We start from the raw sequence: 24,571 nt of genomic DNA, 5'->3' as shown, positions 1-24,571 counted from the left end.
ATCGAACCAGCCGGATGTGTGCAGCGTCAATGGGTGGGTGCGTACGAGGAGTTGCGGGCTACCGGCTCGGCGGCGTCACACTGACCAGGAACCGCGCGGTCTCGCCGCCCTCGTTGACGTAGCGGTGCGGGACACGGGAGTCGAACGTGCAGCTGTCGCCCGGCCCCAACTCGTAGCGCCCGTCGCCTGCTTCGACGACCAGGCTGCCGCTCAGCAGCAGCACGCACTCCTCGGACGGATGGCTGTACCGCTCGTCGGACGAGGCCCCGCCCGGCTCTAAAGTGCCCTCCAGGACCTCGAGCCGCGCCGACCCGGCCGACACGCGTGTGTACTCGATCCCGCCCTGCGGCGACCGCACCTGGATCCGGCGGTCCTGCCGCACCAGCGCGACCTCCTCCGCCTCGTCCTGCCGGAACAGGTCGAACAGCGGAAGCCCGAGCGCAGCCGAGAGCCGGCGCAGCGTCTCCAGGCTGGGGTCGGTGAGCCCGCGCTCGACCTGACTGACAAGCCCGGTCGACACGCCGGCCGCCGCCGCCAGCTCCCGCACGGTCATCTTGTGGGCCTTGCGCAGCTCACGTATCCGATTGCCGATCACGGGGCCGAGGCTAGACCACGACGGCTCGTCTTCCGAGGGGCCGGTCAATTGATGCGTGGCTCCCGGTCAATTGATGCGCCGCTCCGCCCCCGCCCACGCCTTCTCCCGCAGCACATACTTCTGGATCTTCCCGGTCGACGTCTTGGGGAGCTCGCCGAAGGTCACCGACTTCGGAGCCTTGAAGCGGGCGAGCCGGGTGCGGACGTGGTCGATGATCTCCGTATCGGTGGCCGAAGTGCCTTCCCGGAGGGTGACGTACGCGGCCGGGACCTCGCCCCAGCGCTCGTCCGGGACCGCGATCACCGCCGCCTCCAGGACCGCCGGGTGGTCCATGATGGCCTGCTCGACCTCGACCGACGCGATGTTCTCGCCGCCCGAGACGATGACGTCCTTGGAGCGGTCACGGAGTTCCACATAGCCGTCGGGGTGCACGACGCCGATGTCACCGGTACGGAACCAGCCGTCCGGGGCGGCGGCCGCCGTCGCCCCGGGGTCGTCCAAGTAGCCGAGCATGACGTTGTTGCCGCGCAGCGCGATCTGGCCGGTGGTCGTGCCGTCCGCCGGGACGTCGGAGCCGTCGTCGGCGATCACGCGGGCCGTGCACGAGATCATGTTGCCCACGCCCTGGCGGGCTTTGAGGCGGGCCTGCGCCGCGCCGTCGAGGGAGTCCCACTCGGGGCGCCAGTCGCACAGCATCGCGGGGCCGTACGTCTCCGTGAGCCCGTACAGATGCGTGACGTCGAAGCCCAACTCGCTCATCCGGCGCAGGATCGCGGGGGAGGGCGGGGCGCCGCCCGTCGCCATGCGGATGGCCCGCCCCGGCGGGAGGGGGGCCGCTTCCGCCGCGTACGCGATCATCGAGAGGACCGTGGGCGCGCCGTTGAGGTGTGTCACGCCCTCCTCGCGGATCAGCCGCCACACCTCGGCGGGGTCGAACTTCGGCAGACACACGTGCGTGGCCGCCGCCGCGGTCACCGCCCAGGGGAAGCACCAGCCGTTGCAGTGGAACATCGGCAAGGTCCACAGGTGCACGGCGGAGGGGGTGAGCCCTGTATGGCCGACCATCGCCACCGCTTGCAGATACGCGCCCCTGTGGTGGTACATCACGCCTTTGGGGCGGCCTGTCGTGCCCGATGTGTAGTTGATGGCGAGGAGGGAGCGTTCGTCGGACGGGGTGCGATGCAGGGGTTCGGCGGCGGACAGGAGCGCTTCGTACTCGGCGCCCGCCCGGATCCGGTGCGGCGGCGGGGTGTCCAGGCGGGCCAGCGCGTCATCCACCAGGACGTCGAACGACGGGTCGTGGATCAGTACGGCCGCCTTCGAATGGCCCAGGATGTACGCCACTTCGGCCGCCGCGAGCCGCGTGTTCACCGCCACGAGCGGCACACCTGCCCACGGCACGCCGTAGTGCGCCTCCAGGAGTACGTGGGAGTTCGGCGCGAGCACCGCCACCGGCCGTCCGTCGGCCAGCGGTGCGAGAGCGCCGGCCAGGCGGGTGCAGCGCTCGTGCAACTCCGCGTAGGTCCACCGCTGTTCACCGTCGACGACACCGATCCTGTCGCCGTGCGCCGCGGCAGCACGGTCCAGGTACGCGGTGGGGGTCAGCGGCTCGTACGACAGCGCGTCGAGGTCGGCGAGGGCGTCGACGAGTTCCGGCATGGCGGCCTCCTGAGGGCGGGCGGGGTCCCGAACCGGCTCTACCCCGTTCGGTGCTGCCCAAGCCGCGGGAACAGCGCCCGCCGCGCCTCGCCCGCGAGGTCGTGCACGAGCGGCGCCAGCTCCTTGAAGTCGAGCGCCTGCTGGTCCCCGCACAGGGACAGCGCCGCCGTGGCCGGGCCGCTGCCGCGCAAGGGCGCGGCGATGCAGCGGATGCCCGACAGCGTCTCCTCGTTGTCGACGGCCAGACCCTCGCGCCCCCGGATCCGGGTCAGCTCCTGGCGCAGATCCGCGGCCGTGCGCAGGCTGCGCGCGGTGCTCAGGGGCAGCGCCCCGCGGTACACCGAGTCGACGAGACCGGGTTCGAGGGTGGCGAGGATCGCCTTGCCGACGGCCGTCGTGTGCGCGGGCAGCCGGGCGCCCAGCCGGGTGGGAAGGCGGGCCGCGGGGCGGCCGCCCGCCTTGTCGAGGAAGACCACCTCGCGCCCGTCGAGGACGGCGAGGTGTCCGGCGAGCCCGGTGCGCCGGCACATCTCGTGCAGCAGCGGCGTGACGACGTCCCTGATCTCGCTGTGCCCCGCGGCCCGCCCGCCGAGCTCCAGCGGGCGCATGCCGAGGCGGTAGCCGCCGGTGGAGTGGGTGAGCCAGCGCAGCCGGATCATCTGGTCGAGGATGCGGTGCAGCGTCGAGCGCGGCAGACCCGTGCGGTCGGCGAGGTCGAGCAGGGAGAGGCTCGGGGTGTGCGGGTCGAACGCGTCGAGGATCACCGTCATGCGTTCGATCATGGAGATCGGGGCGGGAGCGTCACTCGCGTGTGTGCTGGATGTCGCCTGTGTGCCGGGTGTCGCCGGTGCTGTCATGGTCGCCTCCCTGGCGGGGCGTGCTGACCGGGACGCCCGAGTATCGACCGTGATCCCGGTGCGCGGCGAGCCCCTTGCGAGGCTCCTGCCGTGCGCATACAGAATCCTCACCTTTGAGTGGGCGGCGGGCAGGCGGCGAGCGGTGGATGGCAGGCGGCGGGGCGCGGGGGCCCGGCGGTGTGGTGCGCGTCCGTCGGTGAGTCCCACTGAGCGGGAGTGGCAGGCCCGGCCAGTGGGATGTTGCTGCTCAGGCCCTTCCGAGTCGCGCCGCTCACCCACAGAGTGCGGCGGGTCGGGCGCATCTGACGGTCTGTCAAGTCCGTCGAATGCACTCGTCACCGGCTGTCGGGTCCCCGACCGCCGGGTCCAGGTGAATCTACGTGAAGGGCATCGATGTCCGTGCGAGGATCCCACGCCTCCCCTCGGCGGGCCCGCGCGCTCTGCGGCGCCGGTACGGCCGCGCTCCTGGTGTTCCTGCCGGCGACGGCCGGGACGGCGGGCGCCGCCGAGCCGGACGCGGCGGAGGGCGGGGACTGCCCGGTGACCGCGACGGCGCAGGGCGTGCAGGTGACCGTGAGCAAGAGCAACGACACATTGCTGCAGGCGCCCGTCGGCGCCGGCATCCCGGTGGCCAAGTCGTGTGTGGACTACGCGGTCGGCGAGTCCTCAGGCTGGGCCAGCAGCCCGTACCCGGGCGAGACGGTCATCTCCGCACCCGCCCTCATCGGCAGTCAGACCGGGCAGAAGTTCCCCGACTACCCGCTGTACGCGGCCTCCAAGTACCCCTCGCAGGACAGCGCGAAGGCGGGCCGCACGCCGCACGTCATGCGCGCGCACAGCACCAAGACGTCCACCGAGGCGCAGGCAAGTACGGTCCTCGGCCAGGACGGCACGGGCGCGTCCACCAAGGCGGTCGCCGACGCGTCGGTCGACCCGGGCGCGCTCACCGGCGAGGCGAAGGCGTCCGCCGACACCAGGCCGTGGTCGGTCAACGGGGTCCTCGAACTCGGCCGCGTCCTCAGCTCCGCGAGCGCGGGCGTCGACCGCCACGGCAAGGTCGTACGCGACTCCGAACTCAGCATCGGCCGCACCGAGATCGCCGGCCAGGGCGTGGCGGTCACACCGGACGGGCTCAAGGTCCTGGGGCAGTCCGCGAAACTGCCCGGCACCGATCCGCTCGCGCCGCTGACGAAGGCCCTCGCGAACGCGGGCGTCAAGATCCGATACCTGGACGAGAAGCACACCGGGCACGGAATCGTGTCGGCGGGGCTCGAAGTGACGGCCCGTCAGCAGGACACCCAGTCCGGGTCCGTCTTCACCGTCACCTACGTGTTCGGCCGCGCCTCCGCCGACGCGAACCGCGTCGAGGCGCCTCCCGGCAGCGGCGACCTGCCGCCCGCCGGAGCACCGCAGGCCCCCGCCGAGCCGGGCACCGACGACGGGGCGGGCGCGCAGGCACCCGCGGGCGGCGGTCCGGACACCCCGAAGACACCGTCCGAGAACGACGGCCCGGCCACGCCCAAGGACACCCGGCCCGTCCAACTCGCCACCAATCCGACCGACATGGGTGTCACCGGCCTCTACCTCGTGCTCGCGTTCGGCGCCGTGGCCACGTTCGCCGCCGGCACCCTGCTGCGCCTGTTGGGAGTGAAGACACGTTGGACATCGTGACCCGGATACGCAGCCAGTGGGACCGGCTGACCGCGGCCGTCACCGCGTTCGCGGGCGCCGCGACCCTCGTCCTCGGCTGGCGCGGGGTGAGCGGCACACCGTACCCCGCCGAGCAATTGCCGTACGTGGTCAGTGCCGGGCTCGGCAGCCTGTTCCTGCTCGGCCTCTCCAGCGCGCTGTGGCTCTCGGCCGACCTGCGCGACGAGTGGCGCAAACTCGACCGGATCGAGCAGGCGCTGCGGGCGGGCGGCGGGGCGGCCCCTCCCGCTGGGGCGGCCCCTGCCGCCGAGGTGCCGCCCCCCACCGAGGCGCCAGGCGGCGACGAGACACCAACTGCCGTGGTTCCCAAGGTTGATGGGAGCGTGCAATGAATGGCGTCGACCCGCGCGCCGTGCCCTGGAGCGACCGCGACGTCGTCACCGTCTGCGGCACCAGTCTCGCCGGGCTCGCCCTGATCGTGACCGCGTGGTTCGGCGCGAGCGCCGAGGTGTCGACGTCGCGGCAGGCGGCCTGGCTGAACCTCGGCGTCGCCGGATTCGCGGTCGGCGCGGGCGGCTTGTGCCTGTGGCTGCTGCGGGCACGCCGGGCACTGGGCGAGCGGCGCGTGACCCTGATCGCCCTCGCACCCGCGGACGACGACGAGGACACGCGGCCCAGGCCCGCCCGTCGCGCCGAGAGCACGGACGACACACTCGCCCTGCCGCTCGTGCGCGCCGAGGGCATGGACCGCCCGCACCGACCCGACTGCCCGCTGGTCGCGGGCAAGGAGGTGACGCCGGCCGCGATCGGCGCCGGCGAACCGTGCGGGGTGTGCGCGCCGTGAACGAACTGCTGCCGTTCCTCGTCGTCGGTGTCACCACCGGATCCGTGTACGGGCTCGCCGCCATGGGCCTCGTCCTCACCTACAAGACCTCGGGCATCTTCAACTTCGCGCACGGTGCCATCGCCGCGATCTCCGCGTTCGTGTACTACGACCTGCGTACGCTGCGGGGGCTGCCCTGGCCCGTGGCGCTCGCCGTCGCCGTGGTCGTCGTGCCGCCGGTCATCGCGCTGCTCATGGAACGCGTCACGCGCACGCTCGCCGCGGCCACGGTGGCCACGAAGGTCGTCGCCACCGTCGGACTGCAACTCGTCGTCACGAGCGCGCTGATCGCCGGTTACGGCAGCTCGGCCCTCGACTTCCCCGGCTTCCTGCCCACCGACACGGTCACGGTGATCGGCGTACACGTCGGCATCGACCAGCTGACCTCGGCGATCGTGGCCGCGGCCGGAGCTCTCGGATTCTTCCTCCTCTTCCGGCTGTCCTCCATGGGCGTCCGGATGCGGGCCGTCGTCGACGACCCGGACCTGCTGGAACTCTCCGGCACCAGCGCGTTCGCGGTACGCACCCGCGCCTGGCTCATCGGCTGCTGGTTCGCCGCCGCGTCCGGCGTCCTGCTGGCTCCCCAACTCGGCCTGGACGTACTGCTGTTGACGCTCCTGGTCGTCCAGGCCTACGGCGCCGCGGCCGTCGGTCTCTTCTCCAGCCTCCCTCTCACCTATGCGGGCGGGCTGCTCATCGGCGTACTCTCCGCCCTCGCCACGAAGTGGGTCTCCACGTCCGAGACACTCTCAGGCCTGCCGCCCGCGATGCCATTCGTGGTGCTGTTCGCCGTGCTGCTCCTCGTGGGCCGGGGCAGGCTCGCCGAGATCGGCGGACACCGTCCTGCGCCCGCGTCGAAACCGCTGGTCAGCCGGGCGACCGGCCGGATCGTCGCCGTGGTCGCGGTGGTCGTCGCGGGCTGCGTCCCGCTCGTGGCGGCGTCCAAACTCCCCGTCTATTCCTCGGCGTTGGTGTACGTTCTGATCTTCGCCTCGCTGCAACTCCTCGTCCGTACCTCGGGACAGGTCTCGCTGGCCCATGCCGCGCTGGTCGCGGTGGGCGCCTCGACCTTCTCCCACCTCGCGGTCGGCGCCGGACTGCCGTGGCTGCTCGCCGTGCTCCTCGCCGGAGTGGTCGCCGTGCCCGTCGGCATGCTGGTGGCGATCCCCGCGATCCGGCTCTCCGGGCTCTATCTGGCCCTGGCCACCTTCGGGTTGGGGCTGCTCCTGGAACGGGCGATCTACGGCACGTCCTGGATGTTCGGCAAGACCAACACACTGCCCGCGCCCCGCCCCGGCCTCTTCGAGGGCGACGAAGCCTTCTACTACGTCCTGTTGGCCTTCGCCGTCGCGGGCTCGCTGCTCATCGCGCTCGTCGGCCGCAGCCGCCTCGGACGCCTGCTCCGCGCCATGGCCGACTCGCCCACGACACTCTCCACGCTCGGCCTCGGCGTGAACGTCACCCGCGTCACCGTCTTCGCCATCTCGGCGTTCGTCGCCGGAATCGCGGGCGCCCTGTACGCCGCCCAGGGCCGCTCGGCCACGGGCGCGCCCTTCCTTTCGTACACCTCGCTGACCTGGCTGACCGTCCTGGTCCTGTGTGCGGGCCTGCGCGCGGCGGGCCCACCCCTGGCGGCGGTCCTGGTCGCGGTCGTCCCCGCCTACCTCACCAACGACACCTTCGCCCAGGCCCTCCCGGTCTTCTTCGGCCTCGGGGCGCTCCTCGTCGCCCTGTACGAGGCGGGCGCGTCGAAACGGCGAGGCGCGGGGACGCCTCCGCGGGACCGGCCGCAGGGGTCACGCTCCGACGAACGCCTCGGGGTGCCGGGCCCGGCGGGACAGCGCCTGACGGCGGCAAGGAGAGCGCGGGCCGCGCGGACGGCCCCGGCACGGGTCCGGGTCGGCTCGGGCCTGCGGAAGGAGGCGGCGCGATGAGCGAGAGGGAAGGGCAGACACCCGGCGGGGGCGGCCTGGAGATCGGCGACCGCGGCCTGGAGATCGGCGACCTCACCATCCGTTTCGGTGGCAACACCGCCGTCGACTCCGCGACCTTCGCCGCCCCGCTCGGCCGCGTCACCGGGCTCCTCGGGCCCAACGGTGCCGGAAAGACCACCACCTTCAACGCCTGCTCCGGGCTGCTCCGCCCCTCCCAGGGAACGATCCGGCTCTTCGGCAAGGACATCACCGGGCTGCCGCCCGCCGCCCGCGCCCAACTCGGCCTCGGGCGCACCTTCCAGCGCATGGACCTGTTCGACTCCCTCACAGTCGAGCAGAACATCGCGCTCGGACGCGAGGCGGGTCTCGCCCGCGGCAACCCCCTCAAGCAGCTCCTGGCCACGCCTGCCGAGTCGAAGTCCGTCCGGGCCGCCACCGAGGAGGTCCTCGAACTGTGCGGGCTTCGTGCCCTGCGCCACGAGATCGCGGGCGCGCTCTCCACCGGACAGCGCCGCCTCGTCGACCTCGGCCGGGTCCTCGCCGGGGAGTTCAAGCTGCTGCTGCTCGACGAGCCGTCGTCGGGCCTCGACACCGCCGAGACGGAGAAGTTCGGCGCGATCGTCACCAGAGTCGTGGCGGAACGCGGCTGCGGCGTGCTGCTCGTCGAGCATGACATGGGCCTCGTCATGTCGGTCTGCGACCACCTCTACGTACTCGACTTCGGCCGCATGATCTTCGACGGCACCCCGGCCGAGGTGCGCGCGAGCCCCGCCGTGCGCGCCGCCTACCTGGGATCGGAGGCCGCGTAGTGCTGGAACTCGACGACATCGACGCCGGATACGGTGGCGCCCGCGTCCTGCGCGAGGTGAGTGTGTGGCTGCCGCCGAAGTCCGTGGTGGCGCTGCTCGGCACCAACGGAGCAGGAAAGACAACCCTGTTGAAGGTCGCCTCCGGGATCCTCGCACCCACCTCCGGGCGCCTGACCGTGGCCGGCAAGGACCTCACCGGCAAGCGCCCGCACACCCTTGCCCACGCAGGTGTCTGCCATGTCCCCGAAGGGCGCGGCGTGTTCCCGACCCTCACCGTCAAGGAGAACATCCTCATCCAAGCGGCGGGCGGCGACGTCGACGAAGCCGTCGAACGCGCCGTCGCGGCGTTCCCGATCCTCGGCCGGAAACTCGGCCAGCCCGCCGGCTCGCTCAGCGGCGGCCAGCAGCAGATGCTCGCCCTCGCCCGCGCCTATGTCACCAATGCCGACTACGTACTCCTCGACGAGGTGTCGATGGGCCTCGCCCCCGTCGTCGTCGACGAGATCTTCGAGTTCCTCGGCAAACTCGCCCAGGACGGCCGCGCCCTCCTCCTCGTCGAGCAGTACGTCTCCCGCGCCCTCGAACTCGCCGACTACGTCTACCTGATGAACCGTGGCCGCATCGAATTCGCCGGAGAACCGGGCGAGTTGGACGGTGACCGGCTCGTCGCCCAGTACCTGGGTGCTCACACCTGACCACACCCGCGTACGCACACCTGACCACACCCGCGTACTCACACCTGACCCCAGCGCACACCGCTTCGTACCCGCTCCGGAGGAGAACCATGACCCCAACCCGTGCACGCGCCACCCTGGCGGCCGTGGCGGCGCTGAGCCTGGTGCTCGCCGCCTGCGGCAGCCGGGTCGACCACGACACCGTCGTACGTTCCGTCGGCAGCGGCGGGAAAGTGGCCACCGGGGCCGCCGGTTCGGACACCGGAGTCGGCGCCGACGGCTCGTCCGACACTGCGACGTCCGGCGACGGTTCGAAGACGGAAGGGAAGTCCGGGAGCGGGACAGGAGCCGGCGGTGGCGGCGGTGGTGGTGGCTCGGACTCCGGCGGCGGTGGCGGAAAGGCGGGAGGAGGCAAGTCCGGCGGCGGCCCCATCGTCATCGGCAGCGTCGGGACGACATCGGGGCCCGGCGGCGTCGCCTTCGCGCAGGGCCCGCGAGCCCTCCAGGCCTGGGCGGCGAGCGTCAACGGCAAGGGAGGCATCGACGGCCGCAAGGTCCAGGTCGTCGTCATGGACGACGGCGCCGACGCCTCCAAGGGGCGCAGCCAGATGCAGGAACTCGTCGAACAGCGCAAGGTCGTCGCGATCGTCGCCTCGTTCACCACGACGCAGACCATGAACGCCTGGAAGAGCTACGTGGAGAAGAAGCAGGTCCCCGTCATCGGAGGCGACTGCTCGACCACCGCGTGGACCGCGAGCCCGATGCTGTTCAGCGAGTGCCCCGGCACCAACTCCGCGCTCGACGGCCTCGCCCAGGTCGGCGCGAAGTACGGCAAGGGCAAGAAGCTCGGCGCCCTGTTCTGCACCGACTCCGACGCCTGCACCCATGTGCACGAGCGGTTCTTCGGCAGCGGAAACGCCGCCAAGCGCTACGGCCTCGACCCCGTCTACAACGCGAAGATCTCCGTCACCCAGCCCGACTTCACCGCCGAGTGCATCCAGGCGCGCAACGCGGACGTCGACCTGATGCTGGTGACCGGTGACCCCAACACCGTGAACCGGGTCGCGTCGTCGTGCAGCAGGCAGAACTTCAACCCGCAGTTCCTGCAACCGGGCGCCACGGTCGACGGCACCACCGCCTCCAAGCCCGGCCTGAAGAACGTACTGGCGGCGACCCCGGTGTTCCCGTTCAAGGGGTCGTCGGCGGCCGGCTTCGCCCAGTTCAACTCCGCCTGGAACAAGTACGGCGGCGGCAAGGCGCCCGGCCCCTCGGCCGCGCAGGGCTGGGCCTCGGCGAAGGTGTTCGAGAAGGCGGCGCGCGGCGCGGGCGACATCACGAGAGCCGGACTGATCAAGGAGCTGCGCACCTTCCGCGGTCAGCGCTTCGACGGCCTGACCGTTCCACTGACGTACACCAGCAAGGGCTCGAACGACACCAAGTGCGCCTTCGGGATGCGGGGTTCGGGCGGCCAGTGGACGGCGATGTCCGGTGGAAAGGCGTTCTGCTGGTGAGCCGCCGACCGGAGGCTCGGCGCAGCGGACGCAGCCGCAGCCTGCTCTGGCACCAGATCGTCACCGGGGCGGTCGCCGTGGCGGCGACGGGCGGCATGGCGACGGCGACGGTCTGGCAGCTGGCGGACATGTCACCGGTCGGGGCCACGACGCCCTCGTCCGGCAGCTCACAGGCGGGCGGCGGCAGCCCGCCGCTGTATCCGCAGGCGCCGACGGAGATTCCGGGGACGCGGCCGGTGCCGTTCAAGAGCGGGAAACGCGACGGCGGTGACGCCCGGAAGGCACTCCCGGCGCTACCGACGACGCACGGGATTCCCGGCCGCGTCCTCGCCGCCTACCGGACCGCCGTCAAGGACCTCGCGGCCGAGACACCGGAGTGCGGAGTCCGGATGCCGCTGCTCGCGGCGATCGGCCGGGTGGAGTCCGGGCACGCCCGCGGCGGCGCACTGGACTCGACCGGCCGTACCCGAACTCCCATACTCGGTCCCCGACTTGACGGCAGCCCTGGTGTGGCCGCCATCCAGGACTCGGACAACGGAGTCTGGGACGGCGACCGGGCCTGGGACCACGCCGTGGGCCCCGCCCAGTTCATCCCCTCCACATGGCGCCGCTGGGGCAGCGACGGCAATGGAGACGGCACCCGCGACCCCCACCAGATCGACGACGCATGGCTGGCGGCGGGCCGCTACCTGTGCGCGGCGGGCGGCGACCTGACGCGGAGCGCCGGCATCCGCAGGGCCGTGCTCGCGTACAACCACTCGGATTCGTACCTGCGGTTGGTGCTGAGCTGGATGCGGGCGTACGGGGACGGGGCGGTGCCGACGGCCGGGCTGCCCGGAGAAGGTGAGACGCCGGGGAAGTCCGGGAAGCGGAACGACGGCAAGGGGAAGGGAGAGGGCGGCAAGGGAGAGAAGGGCAGGGGCAAGGGTAAGGGCGGCTCGCAGTCGAAAGCGCCTTCGTCCAGTCCGTCCCCCTCCCCTTCACCCTCGGACAGCCCGTCGGACCACGGCGACAAGCGGCCGACCAAGCCCAAGCAGCCGGGGCTGCCCACCCTTCGGGTGCCGACCTCCGGGTACACACCCTCGCCGCTCTTCCCCTCGTCCGGAGCGAAACCGTCCGACCGGAGGACGTGAGGCGGGAGGTCAGGCGTCGGCGAGCTGGGTGTCGAGCGCCGCGAGGAGCCAGTCGTGGGCCGTCCCAGGTGTCGGCTCCGGGTGGGCGCCGTCCGGGGTGGTCAGTTCCGACACCAGGTCCCAGTAGCGGTCGAGGCGCGGGTCGGAGGCGAGCTGGCGTGCGAGCCCCCGGCGGAAGGCCAGAGTGTCGCGGGACCTGGTCACACTCGCGTACGTCGTGACGAAGCAGTCGAGGGCCTCACCCGGCGCGGGGGTCTCGCCCGCCCGCATCGGTCTGCCCGCCAGATCGTAGGACTCGGCCAACCCGGCGTACAGCACGGAGGATTCGCGCGCGCCGACCGTGCTGTGCGCGGCGGGCTGGGTGGGACCCGTGTCAGGTGTGCAGGGGCGTGACACCAGCGCGCACAGGCGCGCGAAGGCGAGTACCTGGGAGGGGGCCGGGGCGTCGGGCGGTTGCGGAACGGCGGCCTCCAGGAAGGCCGTTCGGGACGCGGCCGGCATACGTGGCGGCAGCCAGGCCCGCCAGAACCTCGCCAGCGGAGCCGTACTCGGAGGCGTGTCCAGCGCGCCGACGAGCCGCAGCCGATCCGCCCGCTCCTGCGGCGGGCACTCCAGAACGAGGCGCAGCGCCGCCTCCTGCCAACGCAGCGCGCTGAGCCGGGAGCCGAGAGTACGCAACTGCCCCGCGACGGCGTCCTCCAGCGCCCCGTCCGCCCCCGCCCGCTCGTCGACGATGCGCCGCACCTCGGGAACCGGCAGGCCGAGCCCCCGCAGCGAGCGGATCATCCGGAGCCGGTCCAGCGCGTCGGAGCCGTACCGGCGGTGCCCGCCCGCGCTGCGGGTGCGCTCCGGGAGCAGACCGTTGTCGGAGTAGAAGCGGACGGTCTTGACGGTCGTGCCCGCGTGCTCGGCGAGCTCACCGATGCTCCACAGCCCATCGGACGATCCGGTCGGCACGTTCACTTGAACCTCCCTCAGGGGGAGTTCCTAACGTACCTCCCACCACTGACAAGCACTGAGGGAGGACGTGGAGATGGATACGGGGACGAAGGCGTTCGTGCTGGTCCCGGGCCTGTTCACCGGCCCGGACACGTGGCGGGAGACCGCCGGGAAACTGGCGTCCGAGGGCGCGAAGGTCCAGGTGGTGGACCTCGGTCCCGCCACCGACCTGGACGCGCACATCGCACGTGTCGTAGCGGCCATCGACACCATCGACACCGTCGCAGAGGGAGCCGAGGGCCCGAACATCGTCCTCGTCGGGCACGACTACGGCGCGTACGCGGCGGTGGGAGCGGCGGACCGGCGGGCCCACCGCGTCGCACGGGTCGTGTACCTCGACACGGGACCGGTGCAGGACGGCGCCGTGGCCCTCGCGACGGTCCTCGACCAGGAACTGCGCGAGCGCCTCGCCAAAGAGGGAGATACGAAGGGAGAACTGCCAGCTCCCTCCCAGGAGGAGTGGCAGCGCTGGGGCAGCACCGCCGGCGTCTCCGGCGAGGCCCTGGACCGGCTGACCGCGCGCGCCTCGCCCCAGCCGCTCGGCACCCTGCTGCAACCACTGCGGCTGACCGGCGCGGGGGACGCCCTGCCGACCACTGGCGTGCTCTGCACGGAGAGCGGCGCGACCATCGACACCGTCCGCATGATGCTCCGCTTCGGCGACCCGACGATCAAGGCGCTCGTCCGCCCGGAGGTGACCTTCTTCGAACTGCCCACCGGGCACTGGCCGATGCTCTCCTGCCCGGACGCACTCGCCGACGTGCTGCTGCGGGCGGCGGCCGACGAAGGCACCCGGCTCGACCCCGTGGGGGAGGAAGGGACGGAGCAGTCGGGATACCTCCGGCCGTTCCTCCTGGACGTACCGGAGATCCCGCGCGAACGACGCGGTGCCATCGACCTGTACGTCCCCGAGGACGCGTCGGCGCAGCCCCGCCCGGCGATCGTGATCGTGCACGGCGGCCCCGTGCCGGAGGACGCGCGACCGACACCACGCGACTGGCCGACCCTGATCGGCTACGCCCGCCTCGCGGCGACGCGCGGCGCGATCGGCGTCACCCTCGACCACCGGCTGCACGCGGTCACGGCGTATCCGACGGCGGCCGAGGACGTGGCCGCCGCGGTGGCCGAGGTGCGCGCCGATCCGCGGGTCGACGCGGACCGGATCGCGCTGTGGTTCTTCTCCGGCGGCGGCCCGCTGACGGCGCCGTGGCTGAGCGAGGCCCCGACGTGGCTGCGGTGCCTGGCGGCGAGCTATCCGATCATGGCGCCGCTGCCCGGCTGGGGTGTGACCGACCCTCGGTTCCGGCCCGCGGACGTGGTGGCGCATGGGGGGACGCCGCCGTTCGTCCTCATCCGGGTCGGCCGCGAGGCCTCCGCGGTCGCGGCGACGGTGGCCGAGTTCGTCGGGGCGGCGGAGGCGGGCGGCGCTCCGGTCGAGGTGATCGACGTACCGGGGGCGCCGCACGCATTCGAGGGAGTGGACCACAGTGATTCCGCACGGGAGGCGGTGACGGCGGCAATGGAGAGGGTGTTGGGCCGGTTGGGACTGGAGTGAGAGACTCTGCCGCGCCGGCCTCAGCAGGCCTCACCCGCCGTACAACTCGCTCAGCAACGCGATGGCCGCGTGCGTACTGGGATGCGGATCCCTCTCGTCCCATATCACCCGCACCGGCACGGGATCCGCCCCCGGCACCGGCCGGAACACGACGCCCTCGCGCCGGTACTGGGCGACCGTGGCCTGCGGGGTGACACCTACGCAGCGGCCGGTGGCGATGGCGGCGAGCCAGTCGTCGACGTCGGCCGTGTACTCGACGTCGCCGTGCGGATCGCCGGGCCACAGGTCGGCGGTGGTCGTGCCGGTGCGGCGGTCCACGACGACGGTGCGTCCGCGGATGTCCGCGAGGGGGACGCGGCGGCGCTTGGCCCAGGGATCGTCGGCGGCCATGACGACGTAGCGGGGTTCGTGACCGACGACGGCGGAGGCGTAACGGCGGCGCAGATCCGCCCGGTGGCGTACGACGGCGAGATCGCACGCCGCCTCGGCGAGTCCGCCGGTGGGGCTGTTGTGCCGCACCAGGAGCAACTCGACGTCGGGATACCGCTCGTGCCAGCGGCGCTGGAACTCGGTGGTGTGCCGCCCGAACGCTCCCCAGGCGTGCCCGATCCGCAGCCGCGAGTGGCCCGTCGTGGCCTCGCGCACGAGGTTCTCGGCCTCGGTGAGCAGCTGCCGGGCGCGGTGGACGACCCGGACACCGACGGTGGTGGGTGTGACGGTGCGGCTCGTGCGGTGCAGGAGGCGTACGCCGAGCACGGTCTCCAGCGAGTGCAGGGTGCGGGACACCGAGGCCTGGGAGACGCCGAGTTGGATCGCGGCGTCGGTGAAGCTGCCCGTGTCGACGATCGCGAGCAGACAGCGCAGATGCCGCAGTTCGAGCCCCGCCAGGCCGCTTCCCTCATCCATACGCTCAGCGTATGCGAGTGGCGGCACATGCATTTTGCGTATGGCCCGGACGGGGCGAATCTCACACCATGGCGACCACCTCCCACCCCTCCGCGCAGCCGACCCGCACCACCGATACCGCTCCCGCCGCCGGTGTCGCGCTGATGCTCGGCAGCGGACTGTCCAACCAGGTCGGCGCGTCCCTGGGGGCTCTGGCCTTCCCCGTCCTCGGCCCCACAGGTGTCGTGGCCGTACGTCAATGGGTCGCCGCCGTAGTGCTGTTGACGGCGGGCCGGCCGCGCATCCGCTCCTTCACCGCCGCCCAGTGGCGCCTCGTGCTCGCCCTGGCCGCGGTCTTCGCCACGATGAACCTGACGCTGTACTCGGCCATCGACCGGATCGGCCTGGGCCTCGCGGTCACCCTCGAATTCCTCGGCCCGCTCACCGTCGCCCTCGCCGGAACGCGTCGCCGCCTCGACCTGCTCTGCGCCCTCGCGGCGGCGGCAGCCGTCGTCGTCCTCACCCGCCCACGACCGAGCACGTAGAATCCGGACTAGCGGTCCGGTTCTGAATGTAGCGGACCGTCGGTCCGTTTTGCAATGAAGGGGAACGAGAGGAACCGCATGCCCGAACGCAAGCCCCGTAAGGACGCCGCCCGTAACCGGGAGGCCGTCCTCGCCGCCGCCGACGCGCTGTTCGCCCGCGGTGCGAGTCCCGAGGACATCACCATGGCCGACATCGCGGCCGAGGCCGGGGTCGGCAAGGGCACGCTCTTTCGGGCCTACGGCGACCGGACCGGACTGCTCCGCGCGCTGTACGAGGCGCGGCTCGAACCGGTCACCGAGGCCGTCGAATCCGGCCCGTCGCCCCTCGGCCCCGACACACCACCGCGGGAGCGTGTCACCGCCCTGCTCGACGTCGTGCTGTGCTTCAAGTTGGACAACCGTCGGCTCGCGTTGGCCCTGGAGGGGAGTGGGAGCGGCAGCCCGTATCGGGCGGAGCACTACGAGTGGTGGCACGGCCTGCTCCGCTCCGTGCTGGAGCGGATTCCCGGTCTGGTCGACGGAGACTTCACGGCCCACGCGCTGCTGGCCGCCACGCGCGCCGACCTCGTCGAGCACCTGGCCGGTCAGGAGCGCGTACCGAGAGAACGGATGCGGGCCCAACTGGCGGAGTTCGCGGCCCGCGTCATGGCCGGCGCGCCGGGCGACTCCTGACGTCCGGACTCAGGAGTCGCCCGGCCGCCGGCTCAGCGCAGCAGCTCCTGCGCCCCTATGACCGACAGCAGCTGCAGCTTCTCGTGGCTCTCGCTGCCCGGGACGGCCGTGTAGACGAGGAGCAGATGGGACTGGCCGGGGTCGACGAGGGTCTGGCAGGTCAGGTCCAGTGCGCCGACCTCGGGGTGGATGAAGTGCTTCACCTCGTGGGGGCGGATGCCGACCTCGTGGGCGTCCCACACCCGGCGGAACTCCTCGCTCTGCGCGAGCAGCAGCTCGGCGTAGTGGGACGCGCGGGAACCGGGCCCCCGGAGTGTCGCCACGCCCCGTAGGCCCGAGACGAACATGCGGGTGAGGAAGGCGTGGTCCTCGGGGGCGTAGAGCCGGCGTGTGGCGGGGTCGGTGAACCAGCGGTAGCCGATGCTTCGGGCGGGGCCGGTGTGGACGGTCTGGTCGCCGGTGAGCGCGACGCCGAGCGGGGTCTGGCGCAGCGTCTCGCCGAGCTCCGTGACGATCTCCGCGGGGGTGTCGTGGAGGCGGTCGAGGACGCGCAGCAGGCCGGGGCCGATGTGCTCGCCGTCCGGCCCGCGCGGGGGCGGAGTGTGTCCGGCGAGCCGGAACAGGTGGTCGCGCTCGTCGAGGGAGAGGTGGAGCCCCTGCGCGATGGAGGCGATCATCTGCTCGGACGGGTGGGGCCCGCGTTCACGTTCCAGCCGCGCGTAGTAGTCCGTCGACATGTGGCACAGCGTGGCCGCTTCCTCCCGCCGCAGACCGGTCGTCCTGCGGCGGCGTCCACGCGGCAGGCCGACATCCTCCGGTTGCAGCGACTCGCGGCGGCGCCGGAGGAACTCCGCGAGGCCCGTCCTGTCGATCACCCGTGCCTCCGATACCGCCGCCGGCACCTGCCCTGACGTCCATTACTACCGTCCGCGCGCCGCGGTAACCACGGATTGTCGATCCCCCCTTCACCGGTTGCCGTCGTCGCGGCGCCGGTCGAAGCTCGGGAGCATGCCACGCAAACCCATCGACATCACCGTCCCCGACCTGTCCGGCAAGCGTGCCGTGGTCACCGGAGCGAGCGACGGCATCGGGCTCGGCCTCGCCACGAGGCTCGCCGCGGCCGGGGCCGAGGTGCTCCTGCCCGTGCGTAATCCGGGCAAGGGCGAGGCCGCTCTCGTCACGATCCGTGAGAAGGTCCCGCACGCGAATGTGTCGCTGCGCGAACTCGACCTGTCCTCGCTCGCTTCCGTCGCGGCCCTGGGCGAAAGCCTGCGGGCGGAGGACCGGCCGATCCACCTGCTCATCAACAACGCCGGCGTCATGACGCCGCCCGAGCGCCAGACGACCGCCGACGGCTTCGAGCTGCAGTTTGGCACCAACCACCTCGGCCACTTCGCCCTGGTGGCCCACCTGCTGCCGCTGCTGCGCGCCGGCCGGGCTCGGGTGACCTCGCAGGTGAGCGTCGCGGCGAACCAGGGCGCCATCAACTGGGACGACCTCAACTGGGAGCGTTCCTACGACGGTATGAAGGCGTACAGCCAGTCGAAGATCGCGTTCGGTCTCTTCGGCCTCGAACTCGACCGGCGCAGCCGGGCCGGCGGCTGGGGCATCACGAGCAACCTCTCCCACCCCGGCATCGCTCCCACGAACCTCCTCGCCGCCCGCCCCGAGGTCGGCCGCGCCAAGGACACGATGGGCGTACGCCTGATCAGGACGCTGTCCGCCCGCGGCCTCATCGTCGGCACCGTGCACACGGCGCAGCTTCCCGCCCTCTACGCCGCCACCTCCCCGGGAGCCGAGCGCGGCCGGTTCTACGGGCCTCGCGGAATCGGGCACATGGGCGGCCCGCCCGCGGAGCAGAAGCTGTATTCGCGCCTCAGTGGCGGGGAGGAGGCCCGACGCATGTGGCAGGTCTCCGAAGAGCTCACGAAGGTCTCCTTTCCCGGCAGTTGAGGCCGCGCGATCCGGAGCTCGGATGTGTGACGGCGCCCCGTGTCACTCCGTCCTGGTGGGTGCGGGGGAGGTCACGGCAGGCGTCTGTGCTGGTGAGCGCATACTGGCGGGCATGCGTCTCGATTTCGATGTTGCCGAACAGAACGCCCGGAGCGTCTACCGCCTGCTGACCGCCACGGTGGTGCCTCGCCCCATCGCCTGGGTGTCGACCGTGTCCCCGGACGGCACGGACAACCTGGCTCCGCACTCGTTCTTCACCGTCGCCTGCGCCAGCCCGCCGATCGTGCAGTTCACCTCCGTCGGCCGCAAGGACTCGCTGCGCAACGTGGAGGCGAACGGTCAGTTCGTGGTCAACCTCGCGCCCGAGCCGCTCATCGAGCAGGTCAACGCCACCGCCACCGATTTCCCGCGGACCGTCAGCGAGTTCGACGCGGTGGGCGTGCGGCGAGAGCCCAGCGCCGTCGTACGGCCGCCACGGGTCGCGGAGTCGCCGGTGGCCCTCGAATGCGAGCTGCACAGCACCGTCCGGCTCGGCGACTCCACGGTCGTCTTCGGCCGGGTCGTGCACATCGCCGTGGACGAGGCCGTGTGCGACGAAGGACACCCCGAGGTCACCCGGCTGCGCCCACTGTCGCGGCTGGGCAAGGACGAGTGGGGCACGCTCGGCACCGTGCACGAACTCGCGCGGGGGCGCTACGAGGGAGGTACCGGCGGAGTCCAGGGCAGCACCGCCTGACACGGTGAGGCACTGCATGCGGTGACACAGCCGTGACACAAACCAGGGCAACGGGAGTGTCGCGCCGCCGGTCGTACAGGGCGTACGGAACATTCGGAACAAGCATGCGCGAAGTCATGCACAACCATGTGGGGATGTACCGATGAGCCTTGCCGACGCAGCGATGACGAACACCCGGATCCACACCCGTAGCGCCAACTCCCGTATCCGCAAAGGCCTGTTGGGGCTGACCGCCCTCGCCGCCGCGACGGTGGGCGTGGCGGTCACGCCGACGGCCGCGTCCGCGTCCGGCGGCCCGGGGTTCCTGGCCGCGTCCCAGCTCCCGCCGCACCCGTCGTCGCCCTGGTACGCCGGCCCGGTCACCGCCGGGCAGCCGGACCCGCTGCCGATGTGCGTGGGTGAGGCCCTGCCGTCGATCTCCGTGCACCGGGCGTACCACACCGACCTCGACGCCACCGCGCTCCAGGTGACGGTGGTCGAGCGCGACAACCAGCGCGCCAAGGACTTCGCGGCGCTGCTGCGCAAGAAGCTCGCCGGTTGTGCCGAGGCGGTGATGCGGCAGAACCCCGACGTGAACGCCACGCAGAAGTACTACGGCCGGCTCCCCGTGGAGGAGGGCGCGTACGTCTACGGCGTGCACACCACGACCACGTGGGGCGCGTCCGACATCAACCTGCTCTCGGTGGGCCGGGACGGCAACACCGTGACGGTGGTCCGCTGGGGTCGGATGGGCTCCTATGGCGACGCGCCGGTGGCCGCCTTCAAGAAGACCACGGTGACGGCGGTGAACAAGCTGCGCTGAGGCGCTCGGTGAAGGTCGGCCTCAGGGCAGAGCTCGCCTCAGCCTTGGGTGCCGTCCAGGGGCTCGACCTCGTCGAGGAACCGCTCGAAGTACGCGATGGTCTCGTCCAGGGAGGTCTTTATGCCCATCGAGCGCTCCATCACGATCATGCGGGGCGTGCTGGTGATGAGGAAGACCAGGACTTCCAGCGGGATCGGTGCCGCGGGCCACGGACAGTTCTCCGTGGTCCGTGACACCGCTTCGAGCGCCGCGGCCCGTGCCTGCTCGCCGGCCTGCGCGATCTCGGCGCGCAGGCGCTTGCGGTGGTTGGCGGCGGCCATCAGCTCCGCGGTGAGGGCGGCGGCGTGCTTGTTGTTCGCGTAGTCCCAGATGGCGCGCAGGGGGTGGTCCGTGTCCAGCCCGGCTGTCAGCGTCTTCAGGGTCCGCTCCGACCGGTCCCTGACCAGCGCGACGAACAGGTCGTCGAAGGTGGGGAAGTAGTACTGCACCAGAGCCCCGGTCACCCCGGCCTCGGTGCCCAAGGTGCGGTAGGAGAGGGACGCGTAGCCCTTCTTCAGCAGAAGCCGCTCGGCGCAGTCCAGGATGAGCGCGCGGGTCTTGGACTGCGCCGTACCGACTCGTCGGGTGATGGCCATCGGCTTCCTTTCGCGACCGGGAACTCCGGGTGGGCGCCGTCACCCGGCGCCGTCACCACCTGCGGACCGGGGTTTCCTCGAGGTCGAGCGGGCGGGCGTAGGACGGATCGGACGTGTCCCAGGCGCCCTTGATGAAACCATTGAACGCTCCGGAAGCGAGCAATGATGTGTCGCCGTTCATGGTCCACTCGAGCGTGCACCGGCGCAGCGCGATGCGCCAGGCTCCGGCACGCCGCTCCACGCGGTCGAGGTACCGGCCTCCGAAGAGATGCACGCTCTTGCCGTCGCGGGAGCGCATCGCGCCGATGACATAGCTCTCGCAGTGGGCCTCGTCGCCGTCGATCTCGCAGGTGTGTGTCGTGATGTTGTGCAAGTGGTCGACGAAGACGGAGGCGTGGGCGGTGTTGGCGTGCTCGCCGTACTCCGGTCCGGGGACCACCGCGGGTCCGTGCTCGTCCACCCCGTCGGCGTGGTAGACGCCGGCCATCAACTCGATGTCGTGGCGATCGTGTCCGCGCGCCTGCTTCATGACGCAGTCGAGGATCGCCGAGCGGTCGGTCAAGTACCGGACCGTGGTGCGCAGTTCCTGCAGTTCCTGTTTCACGGACTTGGACTCCGGTACGGACATGAGTGCCTCCCGGGTGTGAAGAAGTTCGGGTGCGCCGACACCTTCCGCGCGTGTTTTACGAACGTATAACATCGGCGACCGGACCCGAAGGGGTGCGGGAGGAAACTCGCGTCGCGACGAGAGGCCCCGGCATGAGAATCGGCCTGACGGCCCGCCCGTACACGACCGACAAACTGATCGAGCAGGCCAGGTCCGCCGAGGAGGACGGGTTCGGCTCGATGTGGTTCGACAGCACCGTCCTCGGCGACCCGCTCGCCGCCATGGCCGTCGCGGGACGCGAGACATCGAGCATCGAGCTGGGCACGGCCGTCCTGCAGACCTACCCCTGCCATCCGCTGCTCCAGGCCAACCGCGTGGCCGCGACCGCCGAGGCCATGGGCAGGTCGGGGCTCGTGCTGGGCATCGGCCCGTCCCACGAACGTGTCGTCAACGGGCGCTATGGCCTCTCGTACGACCGCCCCGGTCTCAACACGGAGGAGTACCTGCGCATCCTCACCGGGCTGCTGCATGGGGAGGAGGTCACGCACGAGGGCGCGGAGTGGACGGCTCGTGGGGCCGGTATCTCCGTCCCCCGGCCGGTGCCCGTCCTGCTTGCGGCCCTGGGGCCGAGGCTGTTGCGCGTCGCCGGTGAACTGGCCGATGGAGTGGTCCTGTTCATGGCGTCGGCGCGCGCCATCGAAACCCATGTGGCGCCTCGGCTGCGTGCTGCCGCCGAGGCGGCGGGCCGGCCCGAGCCACGGATCGTCGCCGGTCTCCCGGTGGCCGTCCACGACGACGTGGAAGAGGCACGCGCCGCGACGGCGGAAACGGCGGACGTCTACGAGGGGCTGCCCAACTATGAGCGCATCATGGCGATCGGCGACGCTCGGAGCCCGGCCGACGTCGCCGTCCTCGGCGACGAGAACAGCGTGACCCGCCAACTGCGAGCCCTGCTCGACGCGGGCGCGACCGACATCCAGGCATTCGCCGTTCCGGTGGGCGCCGATCGGCGGGCATCCCGGAAGCGTACGAGGGACCTGCTGGCCTCGCTCACGGGCTGATCCGGGGGCGATGCCTCCACCGCCGTGCCGCCGGGAGGTCAGGTCGAGATCGGCTACGGGGGCAACACACCCGTGGTTCTCCGCCCCGCATACGTAAGCTGGCTCGTATGCGTACCCGTCCGACCCTGACCTGGGAACCCAGCGGAGACCTGCCGCCCGCCACCACCGACGTGCGGCCCGTCGTCGAGAGCGTGCGTGCGGGCGGTGTCGTCGTGCTGAGCGGGGCCGGGCTCTCCACCGAGTCGGGGATCCCGGACTACCGTGGGGAGCTGGGATCCCTGCGGCGCGGGCACACCCCCATGACGTACCAGGAATTCACCGGCAGCGAGCAGGCCCGGCAGCGGTACTGGGCGCGCAGTCAGCTGGGATGGCGGGCGATGACCCGCGCCGAGCCCAACGCCGGACACCGGGCCGTGGCCGAGCTCGCCGCGGCGGGCCTGGTCACCGGCGTGATCACGCAGAACGTCGACGGTCTGCAGCAGGCCGCCAGTACCCCTGACGTGATCGAGCTGCACGGGAGCCTCAGCAGGGTGGTCTGTCTTCATTGCCGCGCGGTCACCGACCGTGCCGACCTCGACCGGCGGCTGCGCGAGGCGAACCCGCGGTTCGAGGCCGAGGCGGAGCGGCACCGGTCCGCGCGGGTCAACCCCGACGGCGACGTGGAGCTCCCGGACGAGGCCGTGCGTGAGTTCCGGGTGGTGCCGTGCGCGGCCTGCGGCTTCGGAGTGCTCAAGCCGGACGTCGTCTTCTTCGGCGAGAACGTGCCGCCCGAGCGGGTCGCCGCCTGTCGGGAACTGGTCGCCGGGGCCACCTCACTGCTCGTCCTCGGCTCCTCGCTGACCGTCATGTCCGGCCTGCGGTTCGTGCGCCAGGCCGCGGACGCCGGAACACCGGTCCTGATCGTCAACAACCAGCCGACCCGCGGGGACCGGTGGGGTGTGCGGGTGGAGCTGCCGTTGGGGGAGGCGCTGCGGGACGTGGTGGCGGGAGTGCGGGACGGAACGACACGGCCTACTTCAGGTCCTTGAGGGTCTTGCCCACGTCCGCCAGTTTCCCCGCCTTCCCGTACCGGTCGCTGAGCTTGTACGACGCGATGTCGCAGCGGTAGGCGCCCTTGTCGGCGTCGAAGTCGGCGGGCTTCCAGCCGTCCGGTGTCGCCTTCTCGATGTTCATGCACTTCACGGGGGAGTCCTGGACGGACACGTTCACCGGTGCCTGGAGGCCGCCGCCGGTCCACGAGGTCTCCTCGCGGGCCGCGTCGTGGACGCACTTGCGGGTGAGGTCGTTGCCACAGCTCGTCGCGGACTTGGCGAAGAGGAGCCAGGCGGACATCGCCTTGACCGCGGGGAGGGTGAGCTGTTTGTCGGGTGCGTACTTCTTGAAGAGGTCGACGACCTGTTGGGTCGCGGGGTTCGAGCCCGACTTCTCCATGGGGTAGATGCCGCTGACATCGGCGAGGTTGTTCTGGGCGGCCAGGACCGCGGGGCCGGCCAATTTGAGGAAGGCCGGACCGTAGGCGTTGCTGTTCGCGTCGATCCAGTCGAGCTTGTAGTTCATCGCGGTGAGTTCCTGCTCCAGCTTCGCCAGGGAGCTGAAGTCACCCATGAAGATCAGGCCCTTCACCTTTTCGTTCTTGATGGCCTGGGCGTAGGGCGTCCAGTTGGTGACACCGGTCGCGGGATAGAGGTCCGTGTAGGCGGGCTTGACGCCGCGCGAGCGGAAGTAGTCCACGCGCTGGTCGAGGGAGGAGCGGGTGACGGGGGAGTCGCCGGAGATGATGCCCACCGAGTCGGCCGTGTCCGGGTAGGCCTTCTTGATCAGCCATTCGTAGAAGCCCGCGTAGCGGAAGTACGAGGGGCCGCCCGCCTGCATGGACAGCTGCAGCTCCGAGCCCTCGTTCTTGTGCTGCACCGTCTGGGCGGGGAAGTCGGGCAGCAGGCAGGAGAGGCGGTCCTTCACCCCGAGCCCGTCCAGTGCCGCGCTGCCGCCGGCGAGGACGAAGTCGGCGCGGCAGGCATCGTTCACCCGCTGGCGGACCTCGACCATCTTGGTGTCACGGACCGTCGGGACGATCTTGCGGCCGTTGATGCCGCCGGCCTCGTTGCACCAGGACGTGAACGCCTTGGCGGCGTCGGCGAATTCGGTGTTCTTGGTGAAGCCGACGTCCGACATGACACCTACGTGGATCTCCTTCGCGGTGACGCCTTGGGCCGGGGAACCGCTCGGGTCACCGGAGCCGCAGACGTTCTTCAGGTCGCCGAAGTCGCCCGACGCGGGCGCCGCGGACGCTCGGGCCGCGGCCTTCTCGCCGGTCTCGGGGTCGCCGCGGCCGGAGCTGTCGCCACGGGTGGAACAACCGGCCGCGAACAGCGCGGCGACCACCGTCAGGGCGGTGATGGTCCTCTGGGGCCTCACG

24 protein-coding genes and 1 pseudogene are annotated in these 24,571 nt (G+C 71.5%); 16 read left to right on the top strand and 9 right to left on the bottom strand.

All coding sequences use genetic code 11. The annotated features are described in order from the left end of the window. Positions 1-58: 58 nt before the first annotated feature. The 3 genes from ACIRHA_RS16205 to ACIRHA_RS16195 form a co-directional block, all read right to left on the bottom strand. A complete protein-coding gene (locus ACIRHA_RS16205) occupies positions 59-595 on the bottom strand; it encodes a helix-turn-helix domain-containing protein (RefSeq protein ID WP_403845451.1) in 537 nt (178 codons plus the stop codon). Between the two features lie 66 nt (positions 596-661). Then, entirely contained in the window at positions 662-2,254 is a 1,593-nt protein-coding gene (locus tag ACIRHA_RS16200) for an AMP-binding protein (protein WP_403845447.1), read from the bottom strand. Between the two features lie 38 nt (positions 2,255-2,292). Continuing rightward, positions 2,293-3,111 carry an IclR family transcriptional regulator gene (locus ACIRHA_RS16195; protein ID WP_403845444.1) on the bottom strand — a complete coding sequence of 273 codons (819 nt, stop codon included), beginning with the start codon at positions 3,109-3,111 and terminating at the stop codon, positions 2,293-2,295. A 393-nt stretch (positions 3,112-3,504) separates the two neighbouring features. Here ACIRHA_RS16195 and ACIRHA_RS16190 point away from each other — a divergent pair, with 393 nt between their 5' ends. The 8 genes from ACIRHA_RS16190 (at position 3,505) to ACIRHA_RS16155 (ending at position 11,705) form a co-directional block, all read left to right on the top strand. Next, positions 3,505-4,782, top strand: a complete 1,278-nt coding sequence (locus ACIRHA_RS16190; protein ID WP_403845441.1) for a hypothetical protein — start codon at positions 3,505-3,507, stop codon at positions 4,780-4,782. Beyond that, positions 4,779-5,153 (top strand): hypothetical protein, encoded by a 375-nt coding sequence (locus ACIRHA_RS16185; RefSeq protein WP_403845439.1) that lies wholly within the window; start codon positions 4,779-4,781, stop codon positions 5,151-5,153. Before ACIRHA_RS16190 ends, ACIRHA_RS16185 begins: the two co-directional genes overlap by 4 nt. Continuing rightward, on the top strand, positions 5,150-5,605 hold the full coding sequence (locus tag ACIRHA_RS16180; RefSeq protein WP_403845436.1) for a hypothetical protein: 456 nt from the start codon (positions 5,150-5,152) through the stop codon (positions 5,603-5,605). Before ACIRHA_RS16185 ends, ACIRHA_RS16180 begins: the two co-directional genes overlap by 4 nt. Next, positions 5,593-7,578: a hypothetical protein gene (locus ACIRHA_RS16175; protein WP_403845433.1), complete on the top strand. Its 1,986-nt coding sequence runs from the start codon at positions 5,593-5,595 to the stop codon at positions 7,576-7,578. Before ACIRHA_RS16180 ends, ACIRHA_RS16175 begins: the two co-directional genes overlap by 13 nt. Next, positions 7,575-8,387, top strand: a complete 813-nt coding sequence (locus ACIRHA_RS16170; RefSeq protein WP_403845431.1) for an ABC transporter ATP-binding protein — start codon at positions 7,575-7,577, stop codon at positions 8,385-8,387. The genes ACIRHA_RS16175 and ACIRHA_RS16170 overlap by 4 nt, the downstream gene beginning before the upstream one ends. Continuing rightward, complete coding sequence (locus ACIRHA_RS16165) at positions 8,387-9,082, top strand: ABC transporter ATP-binding protein (protein ID WP_403845427.1); 696 nt, start codon at positions 8,387-8,389, stop codon at positions 9,080-9,082. The genes ACIRHA_RS16170 and ACIRHA_RS16165 overlap by 1 nt, the downstream gene beginning before the upstream one ends. A gap of 89 nt (positions 9,083-9,171) precedes the next feature. Further along, entirely contained in the window at positions 9,172-10,572 is a 1,401-nt protein-coding gene (locus tag ACIRHA_RS16160) for an ABC transporter substrate-binding protein (RefSeq protein WP_403845424.1), read from the top strand. Beyond that, positions 10,569-11,705 carry a lytic transglycosylase domain-containing protein gene (locus ACIRHA_RS16155; RefSeq protein ID WP_403845421.1) on the top strand — a complete coding sequence of 379 codons (1,137 nt, stop codon included), beginning with the start codon at positions 10,569-10,571 and terminating at the stop codon, positions 11,703-11,705. Before ACIRHA_RS16160 ends, ACIRHA_RS16155 begins: the two co-directional genes overlap by 4 nt. 9 nt (positions 11,706-11,714) lie before the next feature. On the opposite strand, the gene ACIRHA_RS16150 is transcribed toward ACIRHA_RS16155, so the two are convergent. Beyond that, on the bottom strand, positions 11,715-12,668 hold the full coding sequence (locus ACIRHA_RS16150; RefSeq protein ID WP_403845418.1) for a MerR family transcriptional regulator: 954 nt from the start codon (positions 12,666-12,668) through the stop codon (positions 11,715-11,717). Between the two features lie 70 nt (positions 12,669-12,738). Between ACIRHA_RS16150 and ACIRHA_RS16145 the strand changes: the two genes are divergently transcribed. Then, positions 12,739-14,259 (top strand): alpha/beta fold hydrolase, encoded by a 1,521-nt coding sequence (locus ACIRHA_RS16145; protein WP_403845415.1) that lies wholly within the window; start codon positions 12,739-12,741, stop codon positions 14,257-14,259. A 30-nt stretch (positions 14,260-14,289) separates the two neighbouring features. Here the strand turns inward: ACIRHA_RS16145 and ACIRHA_RS16140 are convergent, their stop codons facing one another. Continuing rightward, on the bottom strand, positions 14,290-15,165 hold the full coding sequence (locus tag ACIRHA_RS16140; protein WP_403845412.1) for a LysR family transcriptional regulator: 876 nt from the start codon (positions 15,163-15,165) through the stop codon (positions 14,290-14,292). A 68-nt stretch (positions 15,166-15,233) separates the two neighbouring features. On the opposite strand from ACIRHA_RS16140, the pseudogene ACIRHA_RS16135 reads away from it, so the two are divergent. Beyond that, a pseudogene (locus ACIRHA_RS16135) lies at positions 15,234-15,686 on the top strand (EamA family transporter); the annotation flags it as partial. A gap of 81 nt (positions 15,687-15,767) precedes the next feature. Then, a complete protein-coding gene (locus ACIRHA_RS16130; protein WP_403845409.1) occupies positions 15,768-16,361 on the top strand; it encodes a TetR/AcrR family transcriptional regulator in 594 nt (197 codons plus the stop codon). Between the two features lie 32 nt (positions 16,362-16,393). Here ACIRHA_RS16130 and ACIRHA_RS16125 read toward each other — a convergent pair whose 3' ends face one another. Further along, a complete protein-coding gene (locus ACIRHA_RS16125) occupies positions 16,394-17,236 on the bottom strand; it encodes a helix-turn-helix transcriptional regulator (protein ID WP_403845407.1) in 843 nt (280 codons plus the stop codon). Positions 17,237-17,369: 133 nt separating this feature from the next. Between ACIRHA_RS16125 and ACIRHA_RS16120 the strand changes: the two genes are divergently transcribed. From ACIRHA_RS16120 to ACIRHA_RS16110, 3 genes are all read left to right on the top strand, one after another. After that, entirely contained in the window at positions 17,370-18,314 is a 945-nt protein-coding gene (locus ACIRHA_RS16120) for an SDR family oxidoreductase (protein WP_403845404.1), read from the top strand. A 112-nt stretch (positions 18,315-18,426) separates the two neighbouring features. Beyond that, complete coding sequence (locus ACIRHA_RS16115; RefSeq protein ID WP_403845401.1) at positions 18,427-19,050, top strand: flavin reductase family protein; 624 nt, start codon at positions 18,427-18,429, stop codon at positions 19,048-19,050. 142 nt (positions 19,051-19,192) lie between these two features. After that, a complete protein-coding gene (locus ACIRHA_RS16110; protein ID WP_403845398.1) occupies positions 19,193-19,852 on the top strand; it encodes a hypothetical protein in 660 nt (219 codons plus the stop codon). Positions 19,853-19,890: 38 nt separating this feature from the next. Here the strand turns inward: ACIRHA_RS16110 and ACIRHA_RS16105 are convergent, their stop codons facing one another. Next, positions 19,891-20,487, bottom strand: coding sequence for a TetR/AcrR family transcriptional regulator (locus ACIRHA_RS16105; RefSeq protein WP_403845396.1), 597 nt, complete (start codon positions 20,485-20,487; stop codon positions 19,891-19,893). A gap of 52 nt (positions 20,488-20,539) precedes the next feature. Then, positions 20,540-21,115, bottom strand: a complete 576-nt coding sequence (locus ACIRHA_RS16100) for a nuclear transport factor 2 family protein (protein ID WP_403845394.1) — start codon at positions 21,113-21,115, stop codon at positions 20,540-20,542. A gap of 131 nt (positions 21,116-21,246) precedes the next feature. On the opposite strand from ACIRHA_RS16100, the gene ACIRHA_RS16095 reads away from it, so the two are divergent. Continuing rightward, on the top strand, positions 21,247-22,155 hold the full coding sequence (locus ACIRHA_RS16095; protein WP_403845391.1) for a TIGR03564 family F420-dependent LLM class oxidoreductase: 909 nt from the start codon (positions 21,247-21,249) through the stop codon (positions 22,153-22,155). A gap of 107 nt (positions 22,156-22,262) precedes the next feature. After that, on the top strand, positions 22,263-23,183 hold the full coding sequence (locus ACIRHA_RS16090; protein WP_403845388.1) for a Sir2 family NAD-dependent protein deacetylase: 921 nt from the start codon (positions 22,263-22,265) through the stop codon (positions 23,181-23,183). On the opposite strand, the gene ACIRHA_RS16085 is transcribed toward ACIRHA_RS16090, so the two are convergent. Then, complete coding sequence (locus ACIRHA_RS16085; protein ID WP_403845386.1) at positions 23,167-24,570, bottom strand: ABC transporter substrate-binding protein; 1,404 nt, start codon at positions 24,568-24,570, stop codon at positions 23,167-23,169. The two genes, ACIRHA_RS16090 and ACIRHA_RS16085, sit on opposite strands and share 17 nt — an antisense overlap. Position 24,571: the final 1 nt, after the last annotated feature.

Origin of the sequence: Streptomyces sp. NPDC102360 (assembly GCF_044766085.1) — a bacterium.
Lineage (GTDB): Bacteria > Actinomycetota > Actinomycetes > Streptomycetales > Streptomycetaceae > Streptomyces.
The sequence above is the reverse complement of the archived record's forward strand: the minus strand, read 5'-3'. Positions and strand labels throughout refer to the sequence as shown.

Coding starts and splice junctions, on each gene's coding strand:
- ACIRHA_RS16195 (WP_403845444.1), bottom strand. CDS start 3,111: ATGACAGCACCGGCGACACCCGGCACACAGGCGACATCCAGCACACAC.
- ACIRHA_RS16130 (WP_403845409.1), top strand. CDS start 15,768: ATGCCCGAACGCAAGCCCCGTAAGGACGCCGCCCGTAACCGGGAGGCC.
- ACIRHA_RS16145 (WP_403845415.1), top strand. CDS start 12,739: ATGGATACGGGGACGAAGGCGTTCGTGCTGGTCCCGGGCCTGTTCACC.
- ACIRHA_RS16120 (WP_403845404.1), top strand. CDS start 17,370: ATGCCACGCAAACCCATCGACATCACCGTCCCCGACCTGTCCGGCAAG.
- ACIRHA_RS16140 (WP_403845412.1), bottom strand. CDS start 15,165: ATGGATGAGGGAAGCGGCCTGGCGGGGCTCGAACTGCGGCATCTGCGC.
- ACIRHA_RS16100 (WP_403845394.1), bottom strand. CDS start 21,115: ATGTCCGTACCGGAGTCCAAGTCCGTGAAACAGGAACTGCAGGAACTG.
- ACIRHA_RS16180 (WP_403845436.1), top strand. CDS start 5,150: ATGAATGGCGTCGACCCGCGCGCCGTGCCCTGGAGCGACCGCGACGTC.
- ACIRHA_RS16110 (WP_403845398.1), top strand. CDS start 19,193: ATGAGCCTTGCCGACGCAGCGATGACGAACACCCGGATCCACACCCGT.
- ACIRHA_RS16200 (WP_403845447.1), bottom strand. CDS start 2,254: ATGCCGGAACTCGTCGACGCCCTCGCCGACCTCGACGCGCTGTCGTAC.
- ACIRHA_RS16090 (WP_403845388.1), top strand. CDS start 22,263: ATGCGTACCCGTCCGACCCTGACCTGGGAACCCAGCGGAGACCTGCCG.
- ACIRHA_RS16160 (WP_403845424.1), top strand. CDS start 9,172: ATGACCCCAACCCGTGCACGCGCCACCCTGGCGGCCGTGGCGGCGCTG.
- ACIRHA_RS16170 (WP_403845431.1), top strand. CDS start 7,575: ATGAGCGAGAGGGAAGGGCAGACACCCGGCGGGGGCGGCCTGGAGATC.
- ACIRHA_RS16095 (WP_403845391.1), top strand. CDS start 21,247: ATGAGAATCGGCCTGACGGCCCGCCCGTACACGACCGACAAACTGATC.
- ACIRHA_RS16115 (WP_403845401.1), top strand. CDS start 18,427: ATGCGTCTCGATTTCGATGTTGCCGAACAGAACGCCCGGAGCGTCTAC.
- ACIRHA_RS16190 (WP_403845441.1), top strand. CDS start 3,505: ATGTCCGTGCGAGGATCCCACGCCTCCCCTCGGCGGGCCCGCGCGCTC.
- ACIRHA_RS16105 (WP_403845396.1), bottom strand. CDS start 20,487: ATGGCCATCACCCGACGAGTCGGTACGGCGCAGTCCAAGACCCGCGCG.